The following is a 23,606-nucleotide window of genomic DNA, read 5'->3' as shown; positions in this document are numbered from 1 at the left end:
CCTTGGCGGCACCGTCGGCTAGGGTGGCGCTCGTGCCAGAGAACTCGCCCGAGACCCCGCCCCAGACCGTTATCGGCTCCCCGCAGGCGGCCCTGAGCATCCGCGGCCTCTACAAGCGTTTCGGCGAGAAGAACGCGGTCGACGACCTCAGCCTGGATGTTCCCACCGGCTCCTTCTACGGCCTCGTCGGCCCGAACGGTGCCGGAAAGACCACGACCCTGTCGATGGCCACCGGGCTGTTGAGACCGGATGCCGGCACCATCACACTGCACGGGGTGGACGTCTGGCGCAACCTCATCGAGGCAAAGCGTCTCGTCGGGGTGCTCTCCGACGGAGTGCGCCTGTTCGATCGCCTCACCGGGGAGCAACTCGTCACCTACTCCGGACTCCTCACGGGAATGGACCGGTCGACCGTCGCGGAACGGGTGGACGACCTGCTCCGGCTGCTCGACCTGCAGGGGGCGAGCGGGACCCTCGTCGTCGATTACTCGGCGGGCATGACCAAGAAGATCGCCCTGGCCTGCGCGCTCGTGCACGCGCCCCGACTGCTGGTGCTCGATGAGCCATTCGAGTCGGTCGACCCCGTCTCGGCGGCGAACATCCGCGACATCCTTCAGGGCTACGTCTCATCCGGCGGCACCGTCATCGTGTCGAGTCACGCCATGGATCTCGTGCAGCGCATGTGCGACCACGTCGCGGTGATCTCGGCGGGGAGGGTGCTTGCGGCGGGAACTGTCGACGAGGTCCGAGGCGGATCGACGCTGGAAGACCGGTTTGTCGAACTCGTCGGCGGGCGACACCACGCGGAAGGCCCCGAGTGGTTGCGAATCTCCTGAGGCTTCGCCTCCTCGTTCTGAAGAACTCCCTGCTGCGCAGCACCTGGCAGCTCGTCGCGGTGATTTTCGGCGCGCTGTACGGCATCGGCATCCTGTTCGGCAGCACGATCGGGCTCGTGGCGCTCAGCGGAGTGCCGGTGGAGATCGCTCGCACCGTCGTCGTGCTCGCTGGCTCTGCCCTCGTGCTCGGCTGGGTGCTCATCCCCCTCCTGGCCTCCGGCATCGACCAGACCCTCGAACCCGCCCGGCTCGTGACCTTCCCGATTCCGTTGAACACCCTGCTGCTCGGACTCGCCCTGAGCGGGCTCGTGGGGGTGCCCGGGATCGTCACCATGCTCGCGTCGCTGGCGACCGCTGGCACGTGGTGGCAGCATCCGCTGATCGCGTTGGTCGCGGCCCTCTGCGCGGTCATCGCTGCGGCGACCTGCATCGTCGGCTCGCGGGCGGTCACCACGCTCAGTTCCACCTTCACCTCTGGTCGCCGCTTTCGAGAGGCAGCGGGATTCCTGGCGATCATCCCGCTCATCCTGCTCGGACCAATCATCGTGTCGCTCTCCTCCGGCATCCGCACGGCCACTGATGCCCTCCCTGGCCTCGCGAACGCCCTCGCCTGGACGCCCCTCGGTGCTCTCTGGGCCGTGCCATCGGATCTCGCGCTGGGAAATCCCCGCGACGCAGCCCTCCACCTCCTCATCGGTGTCGCCATCCTTGCGCTGCTCCTCCTGCTCTGGCGCCGCAGCCTCGCTCTCGCCCTCATCACGCCGGCCCACACCACCTCGCGAAGCCGCGGCAGCGGCAAGCTCGGCTGGCTCGGCCGCTTTCCGGCGACGCCGGCCGGGGCGGTCGCGGCCCGATCGCTCACCTACTGGATCCGGGACCCTCGATACGCCCGCCAGTTGCTCGTCGTGCCGCTCATCCCGGCCCTGATGTTCTTCTACAGCCGCAACGGGGCGCTCGACCTCCTGCACTCTGTCGGTCCGATCGTGGCCCTGCTGCTGTCGCTGTCCATCTTCTCCGACCTGTCGTACGAGGGCACCGCCTTCGCGACGCAGATCTCGTCCGGCATCCGTGGCAGGGATGACCGCCTCGGCAGGGCCGCCGCCCTCGCCAGCTTCGGTTTGCCGATCGTGATCGTCTTCAGCATCGGTTCGGTCTGGATCAGCGGATCCTGGTCGGTGCTCCCCGGCCTGCTCGGGCTCTCCATCGGTATCTTCCTCAGCGGACTCGGCGTCTCGAGCTATTCCTCTGCCCGCATCGTCATCCCGGTGCCGGGACCGGGCGACAACCCGTTCAAGGCGGCACCCGGGGCCGGGTTCACGACGGCGCTCACCACCTTCGCCACGTGGGGTGTGCTCGGGCTCCTGGTGCTTCCCGAACTCGTTCTCGCCGTGGTCGGAGCGGTGACCGGGGTCGCCCTCCTGGGCTGGATCGGGCTCGTGGTCGGCATAGCCCTCGGTTCCGCACTGATGGTGCTCGGCATCCGTCTCGGCGGTGCCCAACTGGACCGGGCGGCACCGGAACTACTGGAGCACCTCGCCCGTCAGCACTGACGGCAGCACGGATAGATGCACTGAGGTAGATGCACTGAGGTAGATGCACTGAGGTAGATGCACTGAGGTAGATGCACTGAGGTAGATGCACTGAGGCATCCCGGCGCTCGCTCACGAGTGCGAGACGACGCGAGTGCGTCGACGGCGCACGACGTACACGACCAATGCGCAGAGGATCGCCGCGCAAGCGATCCAGGGGAGCGCGACTCCCAGCACCACGAGCAGTCCGGAGAGGAAGGCTGCCAACGAGCCCCAGCCGGCGATGAGGCCCGAGACGAACGTAGCGGGAGGGCGCACGGGAGCGGTGCTGGCCGTGCCGAGATCCACGGTGAGCGTGGCCAGGTCCACCTGATCGTCGAGACCACGTTTCTGGGCCTGCAGGCTCTCGAGGTTGGCCTGCCGGTCGGAGAGCGCAGTCTCGATGGAGACGAGGTCGGCGGTGGTGGTGGCGCGGGACATGAGCTCGACGAGTCGGTCGACCGAGGCGCTCAGAGCGGTGATGCGCGCCGCCAGGTCTTGGGACTGGCCCGTGACATCCTGGGTCGACAGCGACACGTTCTCCACTCGCCCCAGCTTCTTCAATTCCGTGAGCGCCGCATCCAGCCCGGCGGACGGGATGCGCAACACCAGCTGGGCGGATCCCGGCACGCCGTCCGTCGTGGGGTGCTCGGTCCGCCCGTCGACATGGCCCCCGGCCCCGTCCGTGATCGTCACGGCCTTCTCTGCCGAGACCGATGGCTCATCGACGGTGATCGAGAGCGTGCCGGTCGTGACCGCCGAGCGGGGGGATGTCGCCGTGGATGCCGTTTCGACGGTACCGGTGGCCTTCTCCGGCGCCGTCACCGGAGCGCGCGCGATCGAATCACCCGGACTGTCGGACTGCACGGATCCGGCGGAAGCGGTGCATCCCGCGAGACCGAGTGCAGCGACGAGCAGGACTGTCGTGACCAGGATTCGCCTCATGTCCTCACGCTAGAACGCGGTTCCGGCGAGCCGCCACCCAACGTTTTTGCCGATTCGTTCGTCAGCACGGGACGCGATTCTGGGAATCGTGTGGGAGTCGCATGAGGGTGCCGCGGCGGGGATTACCGTGAAATCAACCCCAGACGAAGGAGAAATCATGGGCCTGTTGGACAATGCCAAGGATGCCGCCGAAGCGACCGGTAAGAAGGTCGGCGAGTGGGCCGACGACACCAAGGAGCGCGTGAGCGATCGCGTCGACGAGGTGAAAGCCGAGGGTGAAGTCAAGCGCGCCGAGGGTGAGGTCTCCAAGGCCGAAGCCGATCGCGACGCCACCAAGGCGAAGAACGAGTACAAGGAAGAACTGCGCGACTGACTTGCGCGTCCCAACTGCGCGGCTGAGATTCGCGATCACGCTGCACGGCTGAGATTCGCGATCACGCTGCGCGACTGAGATTCGCGATCACGCTGCGCGACTGAGATTCGCGATCACGCTGCGCGGAGCGCGGCGGGGGCGACCTAGGCTGGAGTGATGGACACTCGCACCCTCGGCCGCACCCACCGCTCCGTCTCCGCCATCGCCCTCGGCACCTGGCAGCTCGGCGCCGACTGGGGCGAGGTGACCGAGGCTGATGCCCGCGCCGTGCTCGATGCATCCGTCGAGGCCGGAGTCACCCTCTTCGATACGGCGGACGTCTACGGCGATGGACGCAGTGAACAGCTGATCGGCGGATACCTCGCCGAGCGACAGGGGCACTCGATCACTGTCGCGACCAAGATAGGTCGACGAGAGGCCCAGGACCCGGCCAACTTCACCCTCGCGAAGTTCCGCGAGTGGACCGACCGCTCCCGCACGAACCTGCGCACCGACACACTCGATCTCGTGCAGCTCCACTGCCCGCCCACCGCCGTCTTCTCGACGGATCGGGTCTTTGACGACCTCGACACCCTCGTGGCCGAGGGGGCGATCTCCGCCTACGGCGTGAGCGTCGAGACGGCTGATGAGGCACTTACGGCCATCGCCCGGCCTAACGTCGCCACGGTGCAGATCATCCTCAATGCCTTCCGGCTGAAGCCGCTGGATGCCGTGCTGCCCGCCGCCATCGCGGCCGGCGTCGGCGTCATCGCCCGGGTTCCGCTCGCCTCCGGGCTGCTGAGCGGCAAGTACACCGCCGACACGACCTTCGCGGCGAACGACCACCGCAACTACAACCGTGACGGTTCCGCGTTCGACGTGGGAGAGACCTTCTCGGGAGTCGACTTCGAACGGGGAGTTGCCGCCGCGAAGGAATTCGCCGCACTTCTGCCCGGTGAGGCCGCGGCGTCGGGCTTCAGCACCGCGCAGATCGCCCTCGCCTGGGTCGCGCAGCTCGAGGGCGTGAGTGCGGTCATTCCCGGAGCGCGCAATGTGTCCCAGGCCGTGAGCAACGCCGAGGCCGGTTCGGTGCCGGAGTTGAGCCCGGCCTTCACTGCCGCCGTGACGGCGCTGTACGACCGTGAGTTCCGCGCGGCCATCCACGATCGCTGGTGAGGCAGCGGGCTTCCGCACCGGGACCTCAGTGTGCGTCCGGTTCCATCCCGGTGCGCACGCCGGACTCCAGCCCCGCGATCGCCGCGAGATCCGCCGCATCCAGTTCGAAGTCGAACACCTCGAAGTTCTCCGTGATGCGACTGGCGGTCACCGACTTCGGGATCACCACGTTGCCCAGCTGGAGATGCCAGCGGATCACCACCTGAGCGGCGCTGCGCTCGTGCTTCGCCGCAATCGCGTCGAGCACCCGGTCGCCGATCAGTCGCCCGCGGGCAAGGGGCGACCACGCCTCGGTGAGGATGCCGTGGCTCGTGTCGAAGTCGCGCACCTCGCGCTGGGGCAGCCAGGGGTGCAGCTCCACCTGGTTGATCGCCGGAACCGTCTCGGTCTCCGCGAGCAGCCGGTCGAGGTGGTGCGGTGCGAAGTTCGAGACGCCGATCGAGAGTGCCCGGCCGTCGGCCTTGATGGCCTCGAGCGCGCGCCAGGTCTCCACGAAAAGGTCCTTCGACGGCACCGGCCAGTGGATGAGGTACAGGTCGACGTAGTCGAACCCGAGCAACTCGAGGCTCGTGTCAAAGGCGCGGCGGGTGTTGTCGAATCCGTGGTCGTCATCCCACACCTTCGTGGTGACGAAGATCTCGTCTCGTGGCACCCCGGAGGCACGCACCCCGTCACCGACGCCGCGCTCGTTGTTGTACAGGGTCGCGGTGTCGACGTGACGGTAGCCCGCGTCGATGGCGAGCTCCACGACGCGCGCCGCTTCCGCATCCGCCACCTTGTACACGCCGAGGCCGAGTTGCGGGATGCCGCGGCCGTCGTTCATGGTGAGAAGGGGCGAGGTCGTTGCAGTCATCGTCCCATTATCGAAGACTGTCGCCGAGCGGGGCTGGGCCTCACCACTGTTTACCGCGAGATCGGTTGCAGAATGAGAGAAGCCCCGAAGCTCGAGGCGACGACCGGTGGGAGAACAATGCTGAAGCTCATGATCATCGTCGGCAGTGTGCGACCGGGTCGCATCGGTCTGCCGATCGCCGAATGGGTGCGTCACAGCGCACTCGACCGGGGGACTTCGAGGTGGATTTCGTGGACCTCGTCGAACTCGGTCTTCCCTTCATGGATGAGCCGAACCATCCCCGGCTCCGCGCCTACACGAAGCAGCACACTCTCGACTGGAGTGCCCGGGTCGATGCCGTCGATGCGATCGTGCTCGTGACTCCCGAGTACAACCACAGTTTCTCGCCCGCGCTCAAGAACGCGCTGGACTATCTCGCCGCGGAGTGGTGGCGCAAGCCGGTGGCCTTCGTCAGCTACGGCGGCGTTTCGGCCGGCACCCGGGGGGTAACCGCGCTCGAGACCGTCGTCAGCTGTCTGGGGATGGTGCGGGTCGGCGCCGCGGTGGAGATCCCCTTCGCCTCCCGACTCATCGTCGACGAGGCCTTTTCGCCGAGCGACAAAGAGGTCGCCGTCCTCGGCAAGCTTCTCGACGAAACCGCGCTTCTCGCCACAACGCTCACGCCTCTGCAGGGCTGAACAGCTCCTCGCGCTGGTCATCCCCCACGTCAGGTCCCTGCGGAGCCGTCGCCCGGATCTCTCCTCCGGGCACGCCCTGTGCCGGGAAGCGAGCGCCTCGAGAAGCTAGCCGGGATGGGTCGCAATCGGTTCCGTGTCGGGAATGGGGCTGGCGTCGCGGCCGCGGAGGTCGGGGTGCGCCCGATGGAAGATGGTGGGGATGAGGAATCCGAAGCCGGCAAACGCGGCAGCGACCCAGAATGCGCCGGGGGCATCGAAACGGTCGATCATGAACCCGGCCACGGCGGAACCGATCGCGGCCCCGATGAGCTGGCCGGTGCCCACCCAGCCGTAGGCTTCGGCGGTCTCGCTGAATCGCACGCTCGACGACACGATGGCGAACATCACCGCGAGGGCGGGAGCGATGCCGATGCCCGCGACCAGCAGAGTGACGGCGAGCCACCAGAAGTTGAGGGATACCGCGGCGAGCGACATCCCGACGAAGATCGCGAACAGGCGACGGGCGAGTGCCCAGGGGCCGATGGGGATGTGCCCGAGGGCGAGTCCGCCGATGAGGGATCCGACGGCGAAGAGGCCGAGCACGAGGCCGGCCTCGGATCCGCTGTCTCCGAATGCCGATACCACCCCGGCCTCGACCGCGGCGCAGGCGCCGACCAGAAGGAACCCGGTGGTGGTCGCGAGCAGCACCGCGGGCTTCTTCAGCACCGCTCCGAGATTGCGCTTGCTCCGGGGGATTCGCACGCGCCCGACTTCGGGGGAGGAGATGAACCAGATGCCCCCGCCGACCAGGAAAGCGAGGGCGACGAGAATCGCGAGCACGGTGCTCACCTGGATCGCGAGGAAGGTCGTGATCACCGGTCCGAGCACCCAGATCACCTCCTGCGCGGACGCATCGAGCGAGAACAGCGGCGTGAGCTGGCGGGAGTTGACCATCTTGGGGTAGATGGTGCGCACCGCCGGCTGGATCGGGGGAGTGCTGAGTCCTCCGACGAATCCGATCGCCATATAGAGCCCGATCGGAAGTGCGGGCGCGAGGGCGATGGTGCCGACGGCGGTCGCGCACACGATCATCGTGAGGATGAGCACGCGGCGCATCCCCCACACGCCCATCCAGCGGCTGGTCAGAGGCCCGGCGATCGCCTGGCCGATGCTGGTGGCGGCCAGCACGAGGCCCGCCGCGAAGTAGGTGCCGGAGATGTGCTCGATGTGGAGAAGGAATGCGAGGGAGAGCATTCCATTGGGGAATCGCGCCACCAACTGGGCCGCCATGATGCGCGCGACACCGCGCGTTTTCAGGAGGCTCAGGTAGGTCTTCACAAGGCTTCAAGCCTATCGGTTGGGCGCCGATCCGCCGGGGTCGGATGTCGGCGATAGTGTCGCAATCGAGACCCGGCGGATTGTGCACAGCCTGTGCAAAAACCGGCGAACTTATCCACAAGCTGTGGACGACACGCCCACTACATATGGGGTTACCGTTTTGTCGGAGGCCCGCTATATAGTGGTCAAACCGCGGAACCCCCGCTCATCGATGTCATCGGTCGAGGAGCGTGAAATTACGGTTTCCGCACACTATTTCGGCCCCGCTGAGGGGCGCACGAGGGGAAGCAAACGTGGCAATCACCGTAGTCAAGCGCAATGGGCAGCGAGAGCCGTACGACGCGAACAAGATCAACCTCGCGATCGAGCACGCCAGTGCCGGTCTCGACGAGAACATCACCTGGGTCACGCAGATCGCCAGTGAGCTGGAGCTGACCCTGTTCGACGGCATCACCACCCAGCAGCTCGACGAGGCGGTCATCCAGGTCGCCCTGCAGAACGTCAAGGACGACCCGGCATTCGACACGGTGGCCGCGCGACTGCTGCTGAAGACCATCTACAAGCGCGTTCTCGGCGACTACGAGACTGCAGAAGAGCTGAAGGCCCTCCACGCCAGCCACTTCGCCGCGAACGTCACCCGTGGCGTCGAGGAACTTCTCCTCGACTCCCGACTCACTCAGCTCTTCGACCTCGACGCACTGGCCAACGCGCTCGAGCCATCGCATGACGAGTTGCTCAAGTACATCGGCGTCGTCACCCTCAACAACCGCTACGGCATCAAGGGACGCAACGGCGACGCCCTCGAGGTTCCCCAGTACTTCTGGATGCGCATCGCCATGGGCCTCTCGCTCAACGAGGCAAACCCCACCGAACACGCCATCGCGTTCTACGAGAAGATGTCGAGCCTCGAATACATCGCTGCGGGCTCGACCCTCGTCAACGCGGGCACCATCTACCCTCAGCTCGCCAACTGCTTCGTCATGGAGATGCAGGATGACATGGAGCACATCGCGAAGACCACCCGCGATGTGATGTGGCTCACCAAGGGCACCGGCGGCATCGGCCTCAGTGTCACCAAGCTGCGCGCCCAGGGTTCGCCGATCCGCTCGAACAACACCACCTCGACCGGGCCGATCCCGTTCATGCACACGATCGACTCGATCCTGCGGGCGGTGAGTCGCGGTGGCAAGAAGTTCGGCGCCCTCTGCTTCTACATGGAGAACTGGCACCTCGACTTCCCCGAGTTCCTCGACCTGCGCCAGAACTCCGGAGACCCGTATCGCCGCACCCGCACCGCGAACACCGCCGTCTGGATCTCGGACGAGTTCATGAAGCGCGTGCAGAATGACGACGACTGGTACCTCTTCGACCCGCTCGAGGTGCAGGATCTCAACGAGCTCTACGGCAAGGAATTCTCGGCGAAGTACAACGAGTACGTCGCCAAGGCCGAAGCCGGCGAGATGCACATGTTCAAGAAGATCACCGCTCGCGAGCAGTTCAAGTCGATCCTCATCTCCCTGCAGACCACCAGCCACCCGTGGCTGTGCTGGAAAGACACGATCAACCTCCGTGCGCTCAACAACAACACGGGAACGATCCACCTCTCCAACCTCTGCACCGAGATCACCCTCCCGCAGGATGAGGACAACGTCTCCGTCTGCAACCTGGTGTCGATCAACCTGTCGCGCCACCTCGACTCGCTGACCGGCGAGGGTCAGGTGCTCGCGATGAACTGGGCGAAGATCGAAGAGAGCGCTCGCCTCGCCGTGCGGCAGCTCGACAACCTCATCGACATCACCCGTTCCTCCGTGAAGGAGGCGGACTTCTCGAACCAGCAGAACCGCGCCGTCGGACTGGGTGTGATGGGTTTCACGGATGTCGTGGAGCGTCTCGGATTCAGCTACGAGAGCGAAGAGGCCTACGACCTGATCGACGAGATCATGGAGCACGTCTCCTATGCGGCGATCGACGAGAGCGCCAACCTGGCGCAGGAGCGCGGGTCCTACGCGAACTTCGAAGGATCGGGCTGGTCGAAGGGCCTCGTGCCGTTCGACTCGATCGCGCTCACCGAGGCCGACCGCGGCACGAGCATCGAGGTCAACCGCACCACGCGGCTCGACTGGGATGCTCTGCGCACCAAGGTGAAGGGCGGCATGCGCAACGCGACGCTCATGGCGATCGCGCCCACCGCATCCATCGGTCTCGTCGCCGGCACGACTCCGGGTCTCGACCCGCAGTTCTCGCAGATCTTCAGCCGCGCGACCTCCAACGGCAAGTTCCTCGAGGTGAACCGCAACCTCGTGTCCGACCTTCAGGAGCTCGGCATCTGGGACTCCACCCGTGAGTCGATCCTGCGCAGCCAGGGCGATATCCAGGGCATCGAGGCCATTCCGGATCACATCAAGGCCACCTACAAGACGAGCTTCCAGCTCTCGCCGTACTCCTTCCTCGAGGTGGCGGCACGGGCCCAGAAGTGGGTCGACCAGTCGATCAGCCGCAACATGTACCTCGAGACGCGTGACCTCGGCGACATGATGGATATCTACATGGGGGCGTGGGAGCGTGGCGTCAAGACCACCTACTACCTGCACATGAAGCCGCGCCATACGGCCGAGCAGTCGACCGTGAAGGTGAACAAGTCGGAGCAGATCGGCAGCGGAGCAGGCGGGGCTGTGCGTAAGGGCTTCGGCTCTGCGGGACCGGCTGCCGCTCCGGCCGTAGAGTCCGCCCGCGTCGCGCCGATCGCCTCCGCTCCGGCGAGCCCGACTTCTGAGGCTCCGGCACCCAAGCGCGGCTTCGGCTTCGGTGGGCTCGCTCCCAAGTCAGGAGAGTAGACAGTGAACTACGACACCCAGGTATTCGAATACGAAGTTCCGGTCGATCCGATGGACGACCTGCAGTGCGAGAGCTGCCAGTAGGCGGGCGGATCTCGACGGGCCGGTTTCGACGGGCCGATCTCGGGAAGGGCGCTGAGCGCCCCACTCGATCAGCGATTGCAGAAGCACGACAGCATCACCACACACAGCGACAGGAAGAAGTAGAGCACATGGGAATTCTCGGAACCGGCCTGCAAGAGGGGCTGCTCCTCAAACCGATCCGTTACCAGTGGGCGATGGACCTGTACGACCAGGCCGTCGCGAACACCTGGTTTCCGAACGAGATCCAGCTCGGCGAGGACATCGCCGACTTCAAGAAGATGACGGATGAAGAGCGCCACGCGGTCACCTTCCTCATGAGCTACTTCAACCCGAACGAGCTGCTCGTGAACAAGGCGCTCGCCTTCGGCGTGTACCCCTACGTGAACGCGGCGGAGTGCAGCATCTACCTTGCGAAGCAGATGTGGGAAGAGGCCAACCACTGCATGTCGTTCGAGTACGTGCTCGAGACCTTCCCGATCGACCGCGAGGCGGCGTACAACTCGCACGTCGACATCCCCTCGATGGCGAAGAAGGAAGAGTTCGAGATCAAGTACATCCGTCGCATGACGGAGAACACTCTCGACATCACCACCACGGAGGGCAAGAAGGACTTCGTACGCAACCTCGTGGCGTACAACGTGATCCTCGAAGGCCTCTGGTTCTACTCTGGCTTCATGGTCGCGCTGTCGTTCCGCCAGCGCAACCTGCTGCGCAACTTCGGGTCCCTCATGGACTGGGTCGTGCGCGACGAGTCCCTTCACCTCAAGTTCGGCATCAACCTCATCCTGACCGTGCTCGAGGAGAACCCCGACCTGCAGACTGAGGAGTTCGCGGCCGAGATCAAGCAGATGATCCTGGATGCGGTGGAGCTCGAGGAGCAGTACAACCGCGACCTGCTCCCGGGTGGCATCCTCGGTCTCAACGCCAACTACATCAACCAGTACGTCAAGTACCTGGCGGATCGTCGTCTCGAGGAGCTCGGCTTCGAAGCCGAGTACAACGTGACAAACCCGGCCAAGTGGATGGCGACCGCGAACGACACCCTCCAGCTGGTCAATTTCTTCGAGTCGACCAACACGTCGTACGAGTCGAACGCCTCGGCGACTGTGGGCGCGAAGTAGCCGCTTTCGGTCCCAAGGAACTGCTGAGGATCGCGCGGGTCGACTGGGTCGACCCGCGCGCTTCTGCGCTGCGGGACATCATGGAAGAGGAGATGACCGCTCTCTACGGCTCGACGATGGACCACTATCCTCCGGAGATCGCCCGAGCTCTCTCCGCCGCATTCGCGGTGGACCCGGAGACGATCGTCGCCACGATCCTCGCCCTGTGCGGCGAGGTGCCCGTCGGCCAGGCGGGGCTCCGGCCCTTTCCGGCGGACTCCGACGACCTCGCCATCCTCGAGATCAAGAAAGTCTTTATTCACGAGTCCTATCGCGGCAGGGGCATCTCGCGAGCGCTCATGCTCGACCTGGAGGCCGCCGGCCGGGAGCTCGGATCGACGACGCTGATCCTGCAGACCGGCACCTTGCAGGGGGCCGCGATCGGCCTATACGAGAGCCTCGGCTATGTGCTCACCGCTCCGTACCCGCCGTTCGAATCGATGTCGAACGCGCTCTGCTACGCCAAAGCGCTGTAGCTTGCCCCACCTCACCTCGCTGCACGTTTGCTGTACCGAGTGTGCTCAAGTTGATGTTTACGCATTCTCTGGCGTACCGTGCGAAAGAGCGCTCGCAGGCGAGCGCACCCAGTCGACGATGACAGGAACACCATGACCGACCCGAGCTACTCCACCCTCTCCGTCGCCGCGATCCTCAAGGAATCCGCCGAACGCACCCCCGACAATGTTGCGCTCGTCGTCGGCGGCCAGGAGCTCACCTACGCCGAACTGTGGAGTGAGACCCGTTCCTACGCCGGAGCCCTGCTCGGCCAGGGCGTAAGCGAGGCAGACGCGGTCGCCATCCTCATTCCGAATGTCGCCGACTTCGCCCGCGCCTACTTCGCGATCCTCAGCATCGGCGGCATCGTCGTGCCGATCCACGCCCTCCTCAAGGCTGACGAGATCGAATACGTGCTCCGCGACTCGGGAGCCACCATGCTCACCTGCGCAGCGCCGCTTCTCGCACAGGGAGCGAAGGGAGCAGCGCAAGCCGGAATCCCCGTGCTGTCGGTGCTCGCGCCCGAGCCGGTCGAGGGCATCCTGCAGCTGGAGAAGCTCGCCGCGGAGGCGGAACCGATCCGCACCTACACCCCCCGCCAGCCCTCCGACACGGCGACGATCCTCTACACGAGCGGCACGACGGGTAAACCGAAGGGGGCGATGGGCAGCCACTTCGCGCTCGTCGAGCAGACCAACACCCTGTTGCTCACCACCTTCGACATGACCGCGGAAGACACGGTCTTCGGCGGCCTTCCCCTCTTCCACACCTTCGGCCAGACGTGCACGCTCAACACTGGACTACGCGCCGGGGCGAAGATCGTGCTGCTGCCGAAGTTCGACGGGGACTCCGCCCTTCGCCTGCTCATCGACTCGGGATGCACCATCATGATGGGCGTTCCGACCATGTACATCGCACTGCTCGAGGCCGCGAAGAAGACCGCCGAGCGCCCGAAGCTGCGCTACGCGGTCTCCGGCGGAGCTTCGCTCCCGCTCGCCGTGATCGAACGATTCCGCGCCGAATTCGGCGTGGAGATCTACGAGGGCTACGGACTCACCGAGACCTCACCCGTCGCGAGCTTCAACCATGTGGGGCGAACGCCCCGCGCGGGAAGCATCGGCACCCCGATCTGGGGAGTGGATGTGGAGATCGCGCGGGCGGAGACGGAAGACTCCATCGAACTGCTGCCTATCGACGAGCTCGGCGAGATCGTGATCCGCGGGCACAACCTCATGAAGGGCTACCTCAACCTGCCCGAGGAGTCGGCGAAGGCCATCGTTGACGGCTGGTTCCGCACCGGCGACCTCGGCACCAAGGACGCGGACGGCTATCTCTGGATCGTCGACCGCAAGAAGGACATGATTCTGCGGAACGGCTACAACGTCTACCCGCGGGAGGTCGAAGAGGTGCTGGTGGCGCATCCGGCGGTCTCGAGTGCGGCGGTATTCGGCGTCGCCCACGAGACGCACGGCCAGGAGATCATGGCCGCGGTGGTGCTGGCGCCCGGAGCGGATGTCGACACCGCCGCCCTCGCGGAGTACGCGAAAGAGAAGCTGGCCGCCTACAAGTACCCCCGTCGGGTGGAGATCGTAGAGACCCTTCCCCTCGGTCCGAGCGGCAAGGTGCTCAAGCGCGAACTGGTGGCCATCTACGAGGCCGAGGGGGAAGTGGCGGTCAGCTCTCAGCCTTGATCGCTTAGGGTAGGCTTACCTAAAGGTTCTGCGGACAGAACCTGTCTTTACCTGAGGAGCCTCCCCATGATCACCACCCCGAAATGGGTCGGCGTCGCTGCGCTCGCCCTCGTGGCCGCGATCACTCTCGCCGGGTGCTCGACGGCAACGCCGTCCACCAGTTTCACACCCGGCGCGAAGCCCAGCGGGGCGATCACGGTCTACAACGCGCAGCACGAAGAGCTCACGCAGGCCTGGGCCGACGAATTCACGAAGCAGACCGGCGTCACCGTCACGCTGCGCAACGGTGACGACTCCGAGCTCGGCAACCAGCTGGTGCAAGAGGGCAACGCCTCGCCGGCCGACGTCTTCCTCACCGAGAACTCCCCGGCGATGAGCCTCGTCGACAATGCGAAGCTCTTCGCCGCGGTGGACGCCGCTACTCTCGCCCAGGTACCCGAGGCGTACCGTCCTTCCTCGGGTCACTGGACCGGGATCGCCGCGCGCAGCACGGTCTTCGTCTACAACCCGTCGTTGCTCTCCGAGAGCCAGCTGCCCGCATCGCTGCTCGACCTCGCGGACGCGAAGTGGAAGGGGCGGTGGGCCGCCTCGCCATCGGGCGCGGACTTCCAGGCCATCGTGAGTGCACTCCTCGCGTTGAAGGGGGAGAAGGCCACAGCCGCCTGGCTCGCATCGATGAAAGAGAACGCCACGGCGTACAAGGGCAACAGCGCGGTGATGAAGGCGGTCAACGCGGGAGAGATCCCGGCCGGAGTGATCTATCACTACTACTGGTTCGGCGACCAGTCCGGCACCGGCGAGAACAGCGACAACACCAAGCTCTACTACTTCAAGAACTCGGACCCCGGTGCTTTCGTGAGCACCTCCGGCGGGGGAGTGCTGAAGACGGCGAAGAACCCGGTGGCGGCCCAAGCCTTACTGAAGTTCATCACCGGAAAGACCGGCCAGACCATCCTGCAGACCGGAAGCTCATTCGAGTACCCGGTCGCCAGTGACGTCGCCGCCAACAAGGCGCTCGTGCCGCTGGTCGACCTGGATGCCCCGGTGCTCGATCCTTCGAAGCTCGACAGTCGCAAGGTCACCGACCTCATGACCGCGGCCGGGCTTCTCTGAAGCTGCGCTGAATAGACTCGGCCGGTGACTCGACTCCGACAGCGCACCCCCGGTGCCATCAGCGCGATGGCCGCCGGGGTTTCGCTGTTGGGCCTCGTGCCGCTCGGCTATGTCGCGGTCACGGCCATCTTCACCGGGGGGCCAACGCTGTCCGCGCTCATCTTCCGGGCGCGGGTGGGCGAACTCCTCGCCAACACCGCGGGACTCGTCGTCATCACCGTGCCGCTGTGTGCTCTCGCGGGTGTGGCCGCCGCGTGGCTGGTGGAGCGCACCAGACTCGCCGGCTCCCGGGTCTTCGCCGTCCTGCTCGTTGTTCCCCTCGCCATCCCCGCCTTCGTCAACAGTTACGGCTGGGTGAGCGCCGTTCCCTCGCTCAACGGGCTGTGGTCCGGAGTGCTCGTGGCCGGCCTCTCCTACTTCCCGCTCGTCTACCTCCCGACGGTCGCAGCCCTTCGGCGCCTCGACCCCGCCGTCGAGGAATCCGCCCGTTCTCTCGGCGTCGCGCCGGTCGGGGTCTTCTTCCGCGTGGTTCTTCCACAACTGCGGCTGCCCATCCTGGGCGGATCGCTCATCATCGGGCTCCATCTGCTGTCGGAATACGGGGCCTTCGCCCTGATCCGCTTCGACACGTTCACCACGGCCATCGTCGACCAATTCCGTTCCACCTTCAACGGACCGGCAGCGAACGCCCTCGCCGGCGTGCTCGTGCTGTGCTGCCTCGTGCTCCTGGTGGGGGAGTCCGGAGCGCGCGGAGGAGCTCGCTACGCCCGCATCGGCTCGGGATCGGCTCGCCCCGCCGAGCGATCTGCTCTCGGCGCGTGGGCACCGGTCGCCTACCTCTTCCTGGGGCTTCTCGTCGCTCTCTCCGTCGCCGTGCCCTTCGCGAGTGTCGGACGGTGGCTGGTCTCCGGGGGGCTCGCCGCCTGGACCGATCGATACCTCCTCACGGCTCTGGGCCAGACGATCGGCTACGGGCTCATCGGCGCGGTGGTCACCTGCCTGCTCGCCTTTCCGATCGCGCTCCTCGCGGTACGTTTCCCCAGTCGCGTCGCGCGCATCCTGGAATCGATCAACTACGTCACCAGCTCGCTCCCCGGGCTCGTGACGGCTCTCGCCTTCGTGACCGTCGCCATCCGCCTGGTGCCCGCCCTCTACCAGACCGCCGCGCTGGTGGTCGTGGTCTACCTCCTGATGTTTTTGCCGCGGGCCATTGTGAACCTCCGCTCCGGACTGGCCCAGGTGCCGCCCGGGCTCGAGGAGGCCGCGCGTTCGCTCGGTCGCCCGCCGCTGCTCGCCTTCTTCACCGTCACGCTGCGGTTCGTCATGCCCTCTGCTCTCGCCGGATCGGCGCTGGTCTTCCTCGGGATCGTCACGGAGCTGACCTCCACCCTGCTGCTGGCGCCGAACGGCACGCGCACCCTCGCTATCCAGTTCTGGTCGCGTGTCAACGACATCGATTATGTGGGGGCGGCGCCGTATGCCAGTCTCATGATCCTGCTCTCGTTGCCGGTCACCTACCTGCTCTTCGCGAGATCCCGATCAGACCGAACGGCGGTGAACAGCCTGTGAGCGGTTCATCCTCGCCCTCGATTGGGAACAGTGCCATTCAGAACAGTGCCATTCAGATACGGGGAATCGGCAAGCGCTATGGCGCGACCCCGGTGCTCGAGTCCATCGATCTCGATGTGCCTGCGGGGTCGAAGACCGTGATCGTGGGCTCCTCCGGGTCGGGAAAGACCACCCTGCTCCGGCTGCTGAGCGGCTTCGACTTCCCGGATGCCGGCAGCATCCGGATCGGGCCCGACATCGTTGCCGGGCCCGACGTCGCGGTTCCCGCTCATCGCCGCGGTATCGGTCACGTCGCTCAGGACGGCGCGCTGTTCCCCCACCTCACGGTCGGCCAGAACGTGTCCTTCGGGCTCGACCGACACGAGCGTGGGGATCGCAGGGCGATCGTGGCGGAGCTGCTCGATCTGGTCTCCCTCGACCCCTCCCTCGCCTCGCGTCGCCCGGATGAGCTCTCGGGAGGGCAGCAGCAGCGGGTCGCCCTCGCTCGCGCGATGGCGCGAAAGCCGGGCATCATGCTTCTCGACGAGCCGTTCTCCGCATTGGACACCGGACTGCGGGCGGCGACCCGCGAATTGGTCGCTGCAGCGCTCAGCGCGGCCGGGGTCACGACGGTGTTGGTGACCCACGATCGCGAGGAGGCGCTGACCTTCGGCGACCAGGTCGCCGTGCTGCGCGACGGACGCCTCGCCCAGGTGGGCACACCCGTGGCGCTCTACTCGACCCCGGCAGATCTCGCCACCGCGCGCTTCCTCGGGGATGCCGTGGTCTTCGACGCGGAAGCCTCGGGCGGACGGGTGCATTGCGTGCTCGGACTCGTCGCTCAGTCGAGCGCGCTCGTCGGGGCCTGCACTGCTCTCTTCCGACCAGAGCAGCTCGTCGTCGACCCGCTGCTTCCGGGAGCGGATGCCGCGGGCTGTATCGCCCGTGTCGTCGCTGTCGAGTTCCAGGGCGCATCCCAGCTGCTGACCCTGGAGCTGGCCGGTGCGCAGTCGGTCGAGATCCCGGTGACCGGAGCATCCGCCCATCGCCGCGGCGACCGGGTCGTGCTCCGTGCGCTCGGCGACGCCGTCGTGTACGCACGCAGCTGAGACCTCAGTCCGAGAGCGCCCGCACGATGCGCTGGAGCGAGACCGGCTCCGAGGTGCCGAGGTGCTGGGCGAAGAGGCTGAGTCGCAACTCCTCGAGCAACCAGCGGGCGCGCACCAGCGACGCTGCAGAGTCCGGTGCGAGCGGCAGACGACCTCCGGCGAGTTCGTAGCGCGCCGTCGCGGTCTGCACCTCTGTCATCCAGACCCGATCGCGGCCGAGATTATCCCCGAGCTTGCCGATGCGATGCACGATCGCCGCGAGGTACACCGGCAGTCGACGCAGTTGCGAGAGGCCGGTCTGCGAGGCGAAACCGGGATAGACCAGGGCTGACAGCTGCTCACGGGCATCCGCGAGCGGACTGAGCATGGCGATGTTCGAGGCCGCCTTGATGGCCTTCTCAGCATCGCGGGCGCCGGCGATCACCTTTGTGAGCAGCGAGACGGTCTGGAACAGCGCCTCCATGATCGTGGCGGAGATCTCGTCCCGTGCCGCCTCGAATTCCCCGCGGGTCCAGATCTCGCGTCCGGCGATCACGGCGTCGATGCACACCGCCATGCAATCCGCGAACAGCTCGGCCGTCGTCCGGTACGGGCTCTGGGCGAGCGTGAGCTTCTCGGTCTGGGTGAGGTGATCCTGCACGTACGACACCGGGGAGGGGATGGCGAGAAGCAGCATGCGCCGCACCCCGCGTCGTTGCTCTCTCGACTGGTCCAGCGGGGTCGTCATGAGGCGGATGGCCACGCTCGCGCCCTCATCGACGAGTGCCGGATAGGCACGGATCGTGTTGCCCCCCTGCTTGGTGTCGAGGGTGCGAGGAAGCTCGTCGAAGTCCCAGCCGGTGAGCCCCGCGCGTTCGAGGTTGCTTCGGGGGGTGACGGATGCCCGCGCCACACTCTCCCGCACCGTCGTCTTGAGCTGCTCCTGGAGGGCACGGAGGTCGGTGCCCGTTGCGACAGTGCGCGAGCGCTCGTCGATGACCGCGAAGCTCATGCGCAGGTGGGAGGGGATGCGGGACTCGTCGAAGTCGGTGACGGCGACCGGCACATAGGTGAGCCGGGTGATCGTGGCGGCGATGGCCGCCCGCAGGGAGCGTCCATCGCTCACCTCGGGGAGGTCGGCGAGTAGCCGGCGTGCCCAGTCGTTGGCCGGCACGACATTGCGGCGGATCGCCTTCGGCAACGACTTGAGCAGCGCCGTGACGAGCTCCTCTCGAAAACCCGGCACCTGCCAGTCGAAACCCTCCGGGTCGAGCCGCGCCAGCAGGGCGATCGGCACCTGCACGGTGACCCCGTCGTCGTCGCTCCCCGGCTCGAACCGGTAGCCGAGCGACAGCTGCTGGTCGCCCTGGCTCCACGTCTTCGGGTAGGAGGTCTCCACGAGCTCGGCAACGGGAGCGGCCTCATCCTCGTCGATGAGGTTCTCGGCCGTCATCGTGAGCAGGTCTGGGGTCTCGCGGCGCGCTGTTCGCCACCACGTCTCGAACAGTCGCTGGCTGGTGATCTCGGTCGGGATGCGGCGCTGGTAGAAGTCGAACACCGCCTCGTCGTCGAAGAGCAGATCCCGTCGACGCGTGCGTTCCTCGAGCTCGGCGAGCTCGGTGCGCAGGGCGCGGTTGGCCCGATCGAAGGCGCTCACCCGCTTGTCGACCCGATCGAGGTCCCAATCGCCGTCGACGAGGGCATGGCGGATGAACAGCTCGCGTGCGTAGGCCGGATCCACCTTGGCGAACTGAGCACGCCGACGGGCCACGATCGGCACACCGTAGAGGGTGACCCTCTCCCACGCCACCGCGGATCCCTGTTTCCTCTCCCAGTGCGGCTCGCTGTAGCTGCGCTTCACGAGATCGCCCGCGATGGGCTCCGCCCACGAGAGGTCGATGGCCGCATTCGTGCGGGCGAACAGTCGGCTCGTCTCCACCAGCTCGGCGCTCATCAGCTCTGCAGGCTGCTTCTTCGCCAGGGCAGACCCCGGGAACACGCTGAACCGCACCTGCCTCGCGCCGATGTAGTCCTTCTTCGCGACATCCCGGATGCCCAGCTGGCTCAGCAGGCCCGCAAGGAGCGAGCGGTGGATGCCGTTGGGGTTGGTGGAAGCACCGCCCACCACGAGACCGAGCGGCTTCGCCATCCGCTCGAGCTGGCGGAAGACATCCTTCCACTCGCGCACCCGAAGGTAGTTGAGGTATTCGCTGCGGCAGAGCCGCCGGAATTGGTTGCCGCTGAGCTCCTTCTCCCGATCTCGAAGGTGGTTCCAGAGATTGAGCAGCGTGAGGAAGTCGCTGGTCGGATCCACGAAACGAGCATGGGCCTGATCGGCCTGCGCTCGCTTCTCCAGCGGTCGTTCCCGGGGGTCCTGGATGCTCAGCCCGGCGACGATAGCCATCACCTCACGGGTAACCCCGTGCTGATTGGACTCCACCACCATGCGGGCGAGTCGCGGATCGATCGGCAGTTGCGTGAGCTGCTTGCCGATGCGCGTTATTCGGGGATCGTCTCCGCTTCCGGCCTTGACGGCACCGAGCTCCCGCAGAAGATCCAGACCGTCCTTGATGCCGCGCGAGTCGGGTGGCTGAAGGAAGGGGAATCTGGCGATGTCACCGAGCCCGAGCGAGATCATCTGCAGGATCACGGCGGCGAGGTTCGTGCGCAGGATCTCCGGTTCGGTATATTCCGGTCGGCGCATGAAGTCCTGCTCCGAATACAGGCGGATGGCGATCCCGTCGCTCGTGCGACCGCTTCGGCCAGAGCGCTGGTTCGCGCTCGCCTGGCTGATCGCCTCGATGGGTAGCCGCTGAACCTTCGACCGCACGCTGTACCGCGAGATTCGGGCGGTGCCCGCATCGATCACGTACTTGATGCCCGGCACGGTGAGGCTGGTCTCCGCCACGTTGGTGGCCAGCACGATGCGACGACGGATGCCAGGGGAGCGGCCGGTCTCGAACACCCGGTGCTGCTCCGCCGAGCTGAGCCGGCCGTACAGAGGGAGGACCTCGGTGAACGGCAGGTTGCGACCTCCGATCGCCTCCTCGGCATCCCGGATCTCGTTCTCTCCGCTGAGGAAGACCAGCACATCACCGTTGGACTCCCTCGCGAGCTCGTCGAGGGCCGCGTTGATGCCCTCCATCGGATCGAGGTCGGCCTCCGCCTCCGATTCGTCCTCCTCCTCTTCCAGCGACGCCTCGGCCACGAGGGGGCGGTACCGCACTTCCACGGGGAAGGTCCGCCCGCTCACCTCGACGATCGGGGCGCCGATGCCCGCGGCATCCGCGAAGTGGCGGGAGAAGCTCTCGGGGTCGATGGTGGCGGACGTCACGATGATGCTGAGGTCGGGCCGCTGCGGCATCAACTGTTTGAGATAGCCGAGCAGGAAGTCGATGGTGAGGCTGCGCTCGTGGGCCTCGTCGATGATGATCGCGTCGTACTTGCGCAGGAGTCGGTCGCGGTGGATCTCGTTGAGCAGGATGCCATCGGTCATCAGCTTGATGCGCGTGTCGGGGCCCACCGTGTCGGTGAATCTCACCTGGTAGCCGACGAGCCCACCGAGAGGGGTGCCGAGTTCATCGGAGATGCGCTCCGCGATGGTGCGCGCGGCGATGCGTCTCGGCTGGGTGTGGCCGATGCTCGTCTTGCCGAGTTCGAGCAGGATCTTGGGCAGCTGGGTGGTCTTGCCCGAGCCGGTCTCGCCGGCGATGATCACGACCTGGTGGTCGCGGATGGCGGCGGCGATGTCATCTCGGCGCTGGCTGACCGGCAGATCTTCGGGGTAGGAGATCGCGTACGCGGGGGTCGCGTTTTCTGTGGTCACGTCGGTCATGGGTGTCCAATTCTACCGACTGCGCCTTCACCGTCTCCTCCCGGCGGGCGAGGTGCGAGAGGCGCTCGAGCCAGCCTCGCGCTCGTCGAGGGCAGGACTATTCGAAGGCGGAGATCCCCGTGATCGCCCGCCCGACCAACAGGGTGTTGATCTCGTAGCTCCCCTCGTAGCTGTAGACCGCTTCGGCATCCGCGAAGACGCGCGCCATGCCGAAGTCGGTCGAGATGCCGTTGCCCCCGAGAATGCCGCGCGCCATCGCCACCGATTCGCGCATGCGGGCGCTGCCGGAGGCCTTGGCCATCGCCGCGTGCTCGGAGCGCAGGGTGCCCTGCTGTTGGAGCTGGGCGATGCGCACCATCGTGCCGAGCGACGCCGTGGCGTTCTCGAGGATTCGCACGAGTTTCTCCTGCACCAACTGGAACGACGCAATCGGCTTACCGAACTGCCGGCGCTCGAGTGCGTAGGCCAGCGCGTGGTCGTAGGCGGCGAACTGCAGCCCGACGGTCTGCCAGGCCACCCAGACCCGAGAGTCGGTGAGCAGTGCACTCGCGTCGCGGAAAGAACTCGCACCGGGCAGCCGGCACGACTCGTCCACGCGCACGTCATCGAGCAGGATGTCGGCATTCTGCACGATGCGCAGGGAGATCTTGTTCTCGATCTTCTCCGTGCGCAGGCCGGGGGTGCCGCGGTCGACGATGAAGGCCTTGATCTCGCCGTCGGCCGTATCGCGCGCCCAGAGGATGATGTGGTCGGCCATCGTGCCGTTGCCGATCCAGCGTTTCGCGCCGGTGATGCTCCAGATGTCGCCGTGCCGGGTGGCCGTCGTGCTCATCGAGCGCGAGATGTCCGACCCGTGATCGGGCTCGGTCAGCGCGAAGGCGCCGATGCGCGACAGGTCATGAAGGCCGGGAAGCAGCCGTTCGCGCTGCTCGTCGGAGCCGAGCCGGGCGATCGCCGCGCTGACGAGTTCGGAGTGCACTCCGAGGAAGGTGGAGATCGACATGTCGACCCGCGACAGTTCGAGATGGAGGAACCCCCGCAGCAGATGGCTGCCTCCCGCGTCGGGGATGCCGATGAGGTCGAGACCGGCGAGGGTCGGCAGCAGCTCGACGGGGAACGTCGAGGCATCCCAGTGGGATCCGATGACCGGACGCACCTCGCGATCGAAGATCGCGGTGGCGTCGACGAGGCGGAGTTGCTCCACCGGCGTGAGCAGGCCGCGGTAGTCGAGGAAGTCGTCGGAGGGTCGGGGCCGGTGGGCGTCCGTCTCGGCGGTGACGGTCGGCATGCTCATCGCGGCGTCATCCGGATCGCACCGTCGAGGCGGATCGTCTCGCCGTTCAGGTAGGGGTTCTCCACGATGTGCCTCACGAGTGCGGCATATTCGTCCGGCCGTCCGAGACGGGCGGGATGTGGCACCTGGCTGCCGAGCGATAGCTTCGTCTCTTCGCTCATGGCCGCCATCATCGGGGTCTCGAACACCCCGGGTGCGATGGTCATGACGCGGATGAGGTGCCCGGCGAATTCGCGCGCGATCGGCAGGGTCATCGCGGCGACCGCACCCTTGGAGGCCGAGTATGCGGCCTGGCCGATCTGCCCGTCGAACGCCGCCACCGAGGCCGTGTTGATGATCACCCCGCGCTCGCCGTCGATCGGTTCGTTCCGCTGCATGGTGGCGGCGGCGAGGCGCAGCACGTTGAAGGTCCCGATCAGATTGATCCGGATGGCGCGCTCGAACACGTCGAGGGGGAGGGGGCCCTCCCGCCCGACGACACGGTTCGCGGGCGCTATGCCGGCGCAGTTGACCAGGAGGCGAAGGGTGCCGAGCCCTGTCGCCGTCGTCACCGCGGCCGCGACCTCCGTTTCGCTCGTCACATCGGCGGCGACGAAGGTGGTGCTCTCGAGCGCCTCGGCAGGGGCGGTCAGATCGAGGATCACCACGCGGGCGCCGGCCGAGGCGAGCTCGCGGGCGGTCGCGAGCCCGAGGCCCGAGGCCCCTCCCGTGACGATGGCCACGGTGTCGGTGATGTTCAT

18 protein-coding genes are annotated in these 23,606 nt (G+C 66.4%); 12 read left to right on the top strand and 6 right to left on the bottom strand.

The genetic code is table 11. The features are described from left to right. Positions 1-32 precede the first annotated feature (32 nt). Entirely contained in the window at positions 33-836 is an 804-nt protein-coding gene (locus F1C58_RS13160; protein ID WP_255461113.1) for an ABC transporter ATP-binding protein, read from the top strand. After that, on the top strand, positions 818-2,386 hold the full coding sequence (locus F1C58_RS13155; protein WP_185201522.1) for a transporter: 1,569 nt from the start codon (positions 818-820) through the stop codon (positions 2,384-2,386). Before F1C58_RS13160 ends, F1C58_RS13155 begins: the two co-directional genes overlap by 19 nt. A gap of 111 nt (positions 2,387-2,497) precedes the next feature. Here F1C58_RS13155 and F1C58_RS13150 read toward each other — a convergent pair whose 3' ends face one another. Next, the gene (locus tag F1C58_RS13150; protein WP_185201521.1) at positions 2,498-3,349 is read right to left on the bottom strand and encodes a DUF4349 domain-containing protein; all 852 of its coding nucleotides are present in this window, start codon (positions 3,347-3,349) and stop codon (positions 2,498-2,500) included. A 157-nt stretch (positions 3,350-3,506) separates the two neighbouring features. Here F1C58_RS13150 and F1C58_RS13145 point away from each other — a divergent pair, with 157 nt between their 5' ends. Both F1C58_RS13145 and F1C58_RS13140 read left to right on the top strand, forming a co-directional pair. Continuing rightward, positions 3,507-3,722 carry a hypothetical protein gene (locus F1C58_RS13145; protein ID WP_185201520.1) on the top strand — a complete coding sequence of 72 codons (216 nt, stop codon included), beginning with the start codon at positions 3,507-3,509 and terminating at the stop codon, positions 3,720-3,722. Positions 3,723-3,878: 156 nt separating this feature from the next. Continuing rightward, entirely contained in the window at positions 3,879-4,877 is a 999-nt protein-coding gene (locus F1C58_RS13140; protein ID WP_185201519.1) for an aldo/keto reductase, read from the top strand. A gap of 25 nt (positions 4,878-4,902) precedes the next feature. Here the strand turns inward: F1C58_RS13140 and F1C58_RS13135 are convergent, their stop codons facing one another. After that, the gene (locus tag F1C58_RS13135) at positions 4,903-5,730 is read right to left on the bottom strand and encodes an aldo/keto reductase (protein WP_185201518.1); all 828 of its coding nucleotides are present in this window, start codon (positions 5,728-5,730) and stop codon (positions 4,903-4,905) included. 182 nt (positions 5,731-5,912) lie between these two features. On the opposite strand from F1C58_RS13135, the gene F1C58_RS13130 reads away from it, so the two are divergent. Further along, positions 5,913-6,407 carry an NAD(P)H-dependent oxidoreductase gene (locus tag F1C58_RS13130; RefSeq protein ID WP_219731977.1) on the top strand — a complete coding sequence of 165 codons (495 nt, stop codon included), beginning with the start codon at positions 5,913-5,915 and terminating at the stop codon, positions 6,405-6,407. A gap of 105 nt (positions 6,408-6,512) precedes the next feature. Here the strand turns inward: F1C58_RS13130 and F1C58_RS13125 are convergent, their stop codons facing one another. Then, positions 6,513-7,724: an MFS transporter gene (locus F1C58_RS13125; RefSeq protein WP_185201517.1), complete on the bottom strand. Its 1,212-nt coding sequence runs from the start codon at positions 7,722-7,724 to the stop codon at positions 6,513-6,515. Between the two features lie 293 nt (positions 7,725-8,017). On the opposite strand from F1C58_RS13125, the gene F1C58_RS13120 reads away from it, so the two are divergent. The 7 genes from F1C58_RS13120 to F1C58_RS13090 all read left to right on the top strand — a co-directional run bounded on the left by F1C58_RS13120 (position 8,018) and on the right by F1C58_RS13090 (position 17,758). Beyond that, positions 8,018-10,558, top strand: a complete 2,541-nt coding sequence (locus tag F1C58_RS13120) for a ribonucleoside-diphosphate reductase subunit alpha (RefSeq protein ID WP_185201516.1) — start codon at positions 8,018-8,020, stop codon at positions 10,556-10,558. A gap of 212 nt (positions 10,559-10,770) precedes the next feature. After that, the gene (locus tag F1C58_RS13115) at positions 10,771-11,763 is read left to right on the top strand and encodes a ribonucleotide-diphosphate reductase subunit beta (RefSeq protein ID WP_185201515.1); all 993 of its coding nucleotides are present in this window, start codon (positions 10,771-10,773) and stop codon (positions 11,761-11,763) included. Positions 11,764-11,855: 92 nt separating this feature from the next. Continuing rightward, positions 11,856-12,278 (top strand): GNAT family N-acetyltransferase, encoded by a 423-nt coding sequence (locus F1C58_RS13110; protein ID WP_185201514.1) that lies wholly within the window; start codon positions 11,856-11,858, stop codon positions 12,276-12,278. A gap of 132 nt (positions 12,279-12,410) precedes the next feature. Then, the gene (locus F1C58_RS13105) at positions 12,411-13,988 is read left to right on the top strand and encodes a long-chain fatty acid--CoA ligase (RefSeq protein WP_185201513.1); all 1,578 of its coding nucleotides are present in this window, start codon (positions 12,411-12,413) and stop codon (positions 13,986-13,988) included. 66 nt (positions 13,989-14,054) lie between these two features. Beyond that, entirely contained in the window at positions 14,055-15,101 is a 1,047-nt protein-coding gene (locus tag F1C58_RS13100) for an iron ABC transporter substrate-binding protein (RefSeq protein WP_185201512.1), read from the top strand. A 24-nt stretch (positions 15,102-15,125) separates the two neighbouring features. Then, positions 15,126-16,670, top strand: a complete 1,545-nt coding sequence (locus F1C58_RS13095) for an ABC transporter permease (RefSeq protein ID WP_370543660.1) — start codon at positions 15,126-15,128, stop codon at positions 16,668-16,670. Next, positions 16,667-17,758, top strand: coding sequence for an ABC transporter ATP-binding protein (locus tag F1C58_RS13090; protein ID WP_219731976.1), 1,092 nt, complete (start codon positions 16,667-16,669; stop codon positions 17,756-17,758). Before F1C58_RS13095 ends, F1C58_RS13090 begins: the two co-directional genes overlap by 4 nt. 4 nt (positions 17,759-17,762) lie before the next feature. On the opposite strand, the gene hrpA is transcribed toward F1C58_RS13090, so the two are convergent. The 3 genes from hrpA to F1C58_RS13075 all read right to left on the bottom strand — a co-directional run bounded on the left by hrpA (position 17,763) and on the right by F1C58_RS13075 (position 23,606). After that, positions 17,763-21,572, bottom strand: a complete 3,810-nt coding sequence (hrpA, locus tag F1C58_RS13085) for an ATP-dependent RNA helicase HrpA (protein WP_185201511.1) — start codon at positions 21,570-21,572, stop codon at positions 17,763-17,765. Between the two features lie 97 nt (positions 21,573-21,669). Continuing rightward, on the bottom strand, positions 21,670-22,866 hold the full coding sequence (locus tag F1C58_RS13080) for an acyl-CoA dehydrogenase family protein (protein WP_185201510.1): 1,197 nt from the start codon (positions 22,864-22,866) through the stop codon (positions 21,670-21,672). After that, positions 22,863-23,606, bottom strand: a complete 744-nt coding sequence (locus F1C58_RS13075) for a 3-hydroxyacyl-CoA dehydrogenase (protein WP_185201509.1) — start codon at positions 23,604-23,606, stop codon at positions 22,863-22,865. Before F1C58_RS13075 ends, F1C58_RS13080 begins: the two co-directional genes overlap by 4 nt.

Source organism: Glaciihabitans sp. INWT7, assembly GCF_014217685.1.
Taxonomy (GTDB): domain Bacteria; phylum Actinomycetota; class Actinomycetes; order Actinomycetales; family Microbacteriaceae; genus Lacisediminihabitans.
The sequence above is the reverse complement of the archived record's forward strand: the minus strand, read 5'-3'. Positions and strand labels throughout refer to the sequence as shown.

What these genes read in the sequence shown, in the direction of transcription:
- F1C58_RS13080 (WP_185201510.1), bottom strand. Translation starts at nt 22,866, where the DNA reads ATGAGCATGCCGACCGTCACCGCCGAGACGGACGCCCACCGGCCCCGA.
- F1C58_RS13145 (WP_185201520.1), top strand. Translation starts at nt 3,507, where the DNA reads ATGGGCCTGTTGGACAATGCCAAGGATGCCGCCGAAGCGACCGGTAAG.
- F1C58_RS13140 (WP_185201519.1), top strand. Translation starts at nt 3,879, where the DNA reads ATGGACACTCGCACCCTCGGCCGCACCCACCGCTCCGTCTCCGCCATC.
- F1C58_RS13115 (WP_185201515.1), top strand. Translation starts at nt 10,771, where the DNA reads ATGGGAATTCTCGGAACCGGCCTGCAAGAGGGGCTGCTCCTCAAACCG.
- F1C58_RS13105 (WP_185201513.1), top strand. Translation starts at nt 12,411, where the DNA reads ATGACCGACCCGAGCTACTCCACCCTCTCCGTCGCCGCGATCCTCAAG.
- hrpA (WP_185201511.1), bottom strand. Translation starts at nt 21,572, where the DNA reads ATGACCGACGTGACCACAGAAAACGCGACCCCCGCGTACGCGATCTCC.
- F1C58_RS13130 (WP_219731977.1), top strand. Translation starts at nt 5,913, where the DNA reads ATGGGTGCGTCACAGCGCACTCGACCGGGGGACTTCGAGGTGGATTTC.
- F1C58_RS13110 (WP_185201514.1), top strand. Translation starts at nt 11,856, where the DNA reads ATGACCGCTCTCTACGGCTCGACGATGGACCACTATCCTCCGGAGATC.
- F1C58_RS13075 (WP_185201509.1), bottom strand. Translation starts at nt 23,606, where the DNA reads ATGAACATCACCGACACCGTGGCCATCGTCACGGGAGGGGCCTCGGGC.
- F1C58_RS13100 (WP_185201512.1), top strand. Translation starts at nt 14,055, where the DNA reads ATGATCACCACCCCGAAATGGGTCGGCGTCGCTGCGCTCGCCCTCGTG.
- F1C58_RS13135 (WP_185201518.1), bottom strand. Translation starts at nt 5,730, where the DNA reads ATGACTGCAACGACCTCGCCCCTTCTCACCATGAACGACGGCCGCGGC.
- F1C58_RS13150 (WP_185201521.1), bottom strand. Translation starts at nt 3,349, where the DNA reads ATGAGGCGAATCCTGGTCACGACAGTCCTGCTCGTCGCTGCACTCGGT.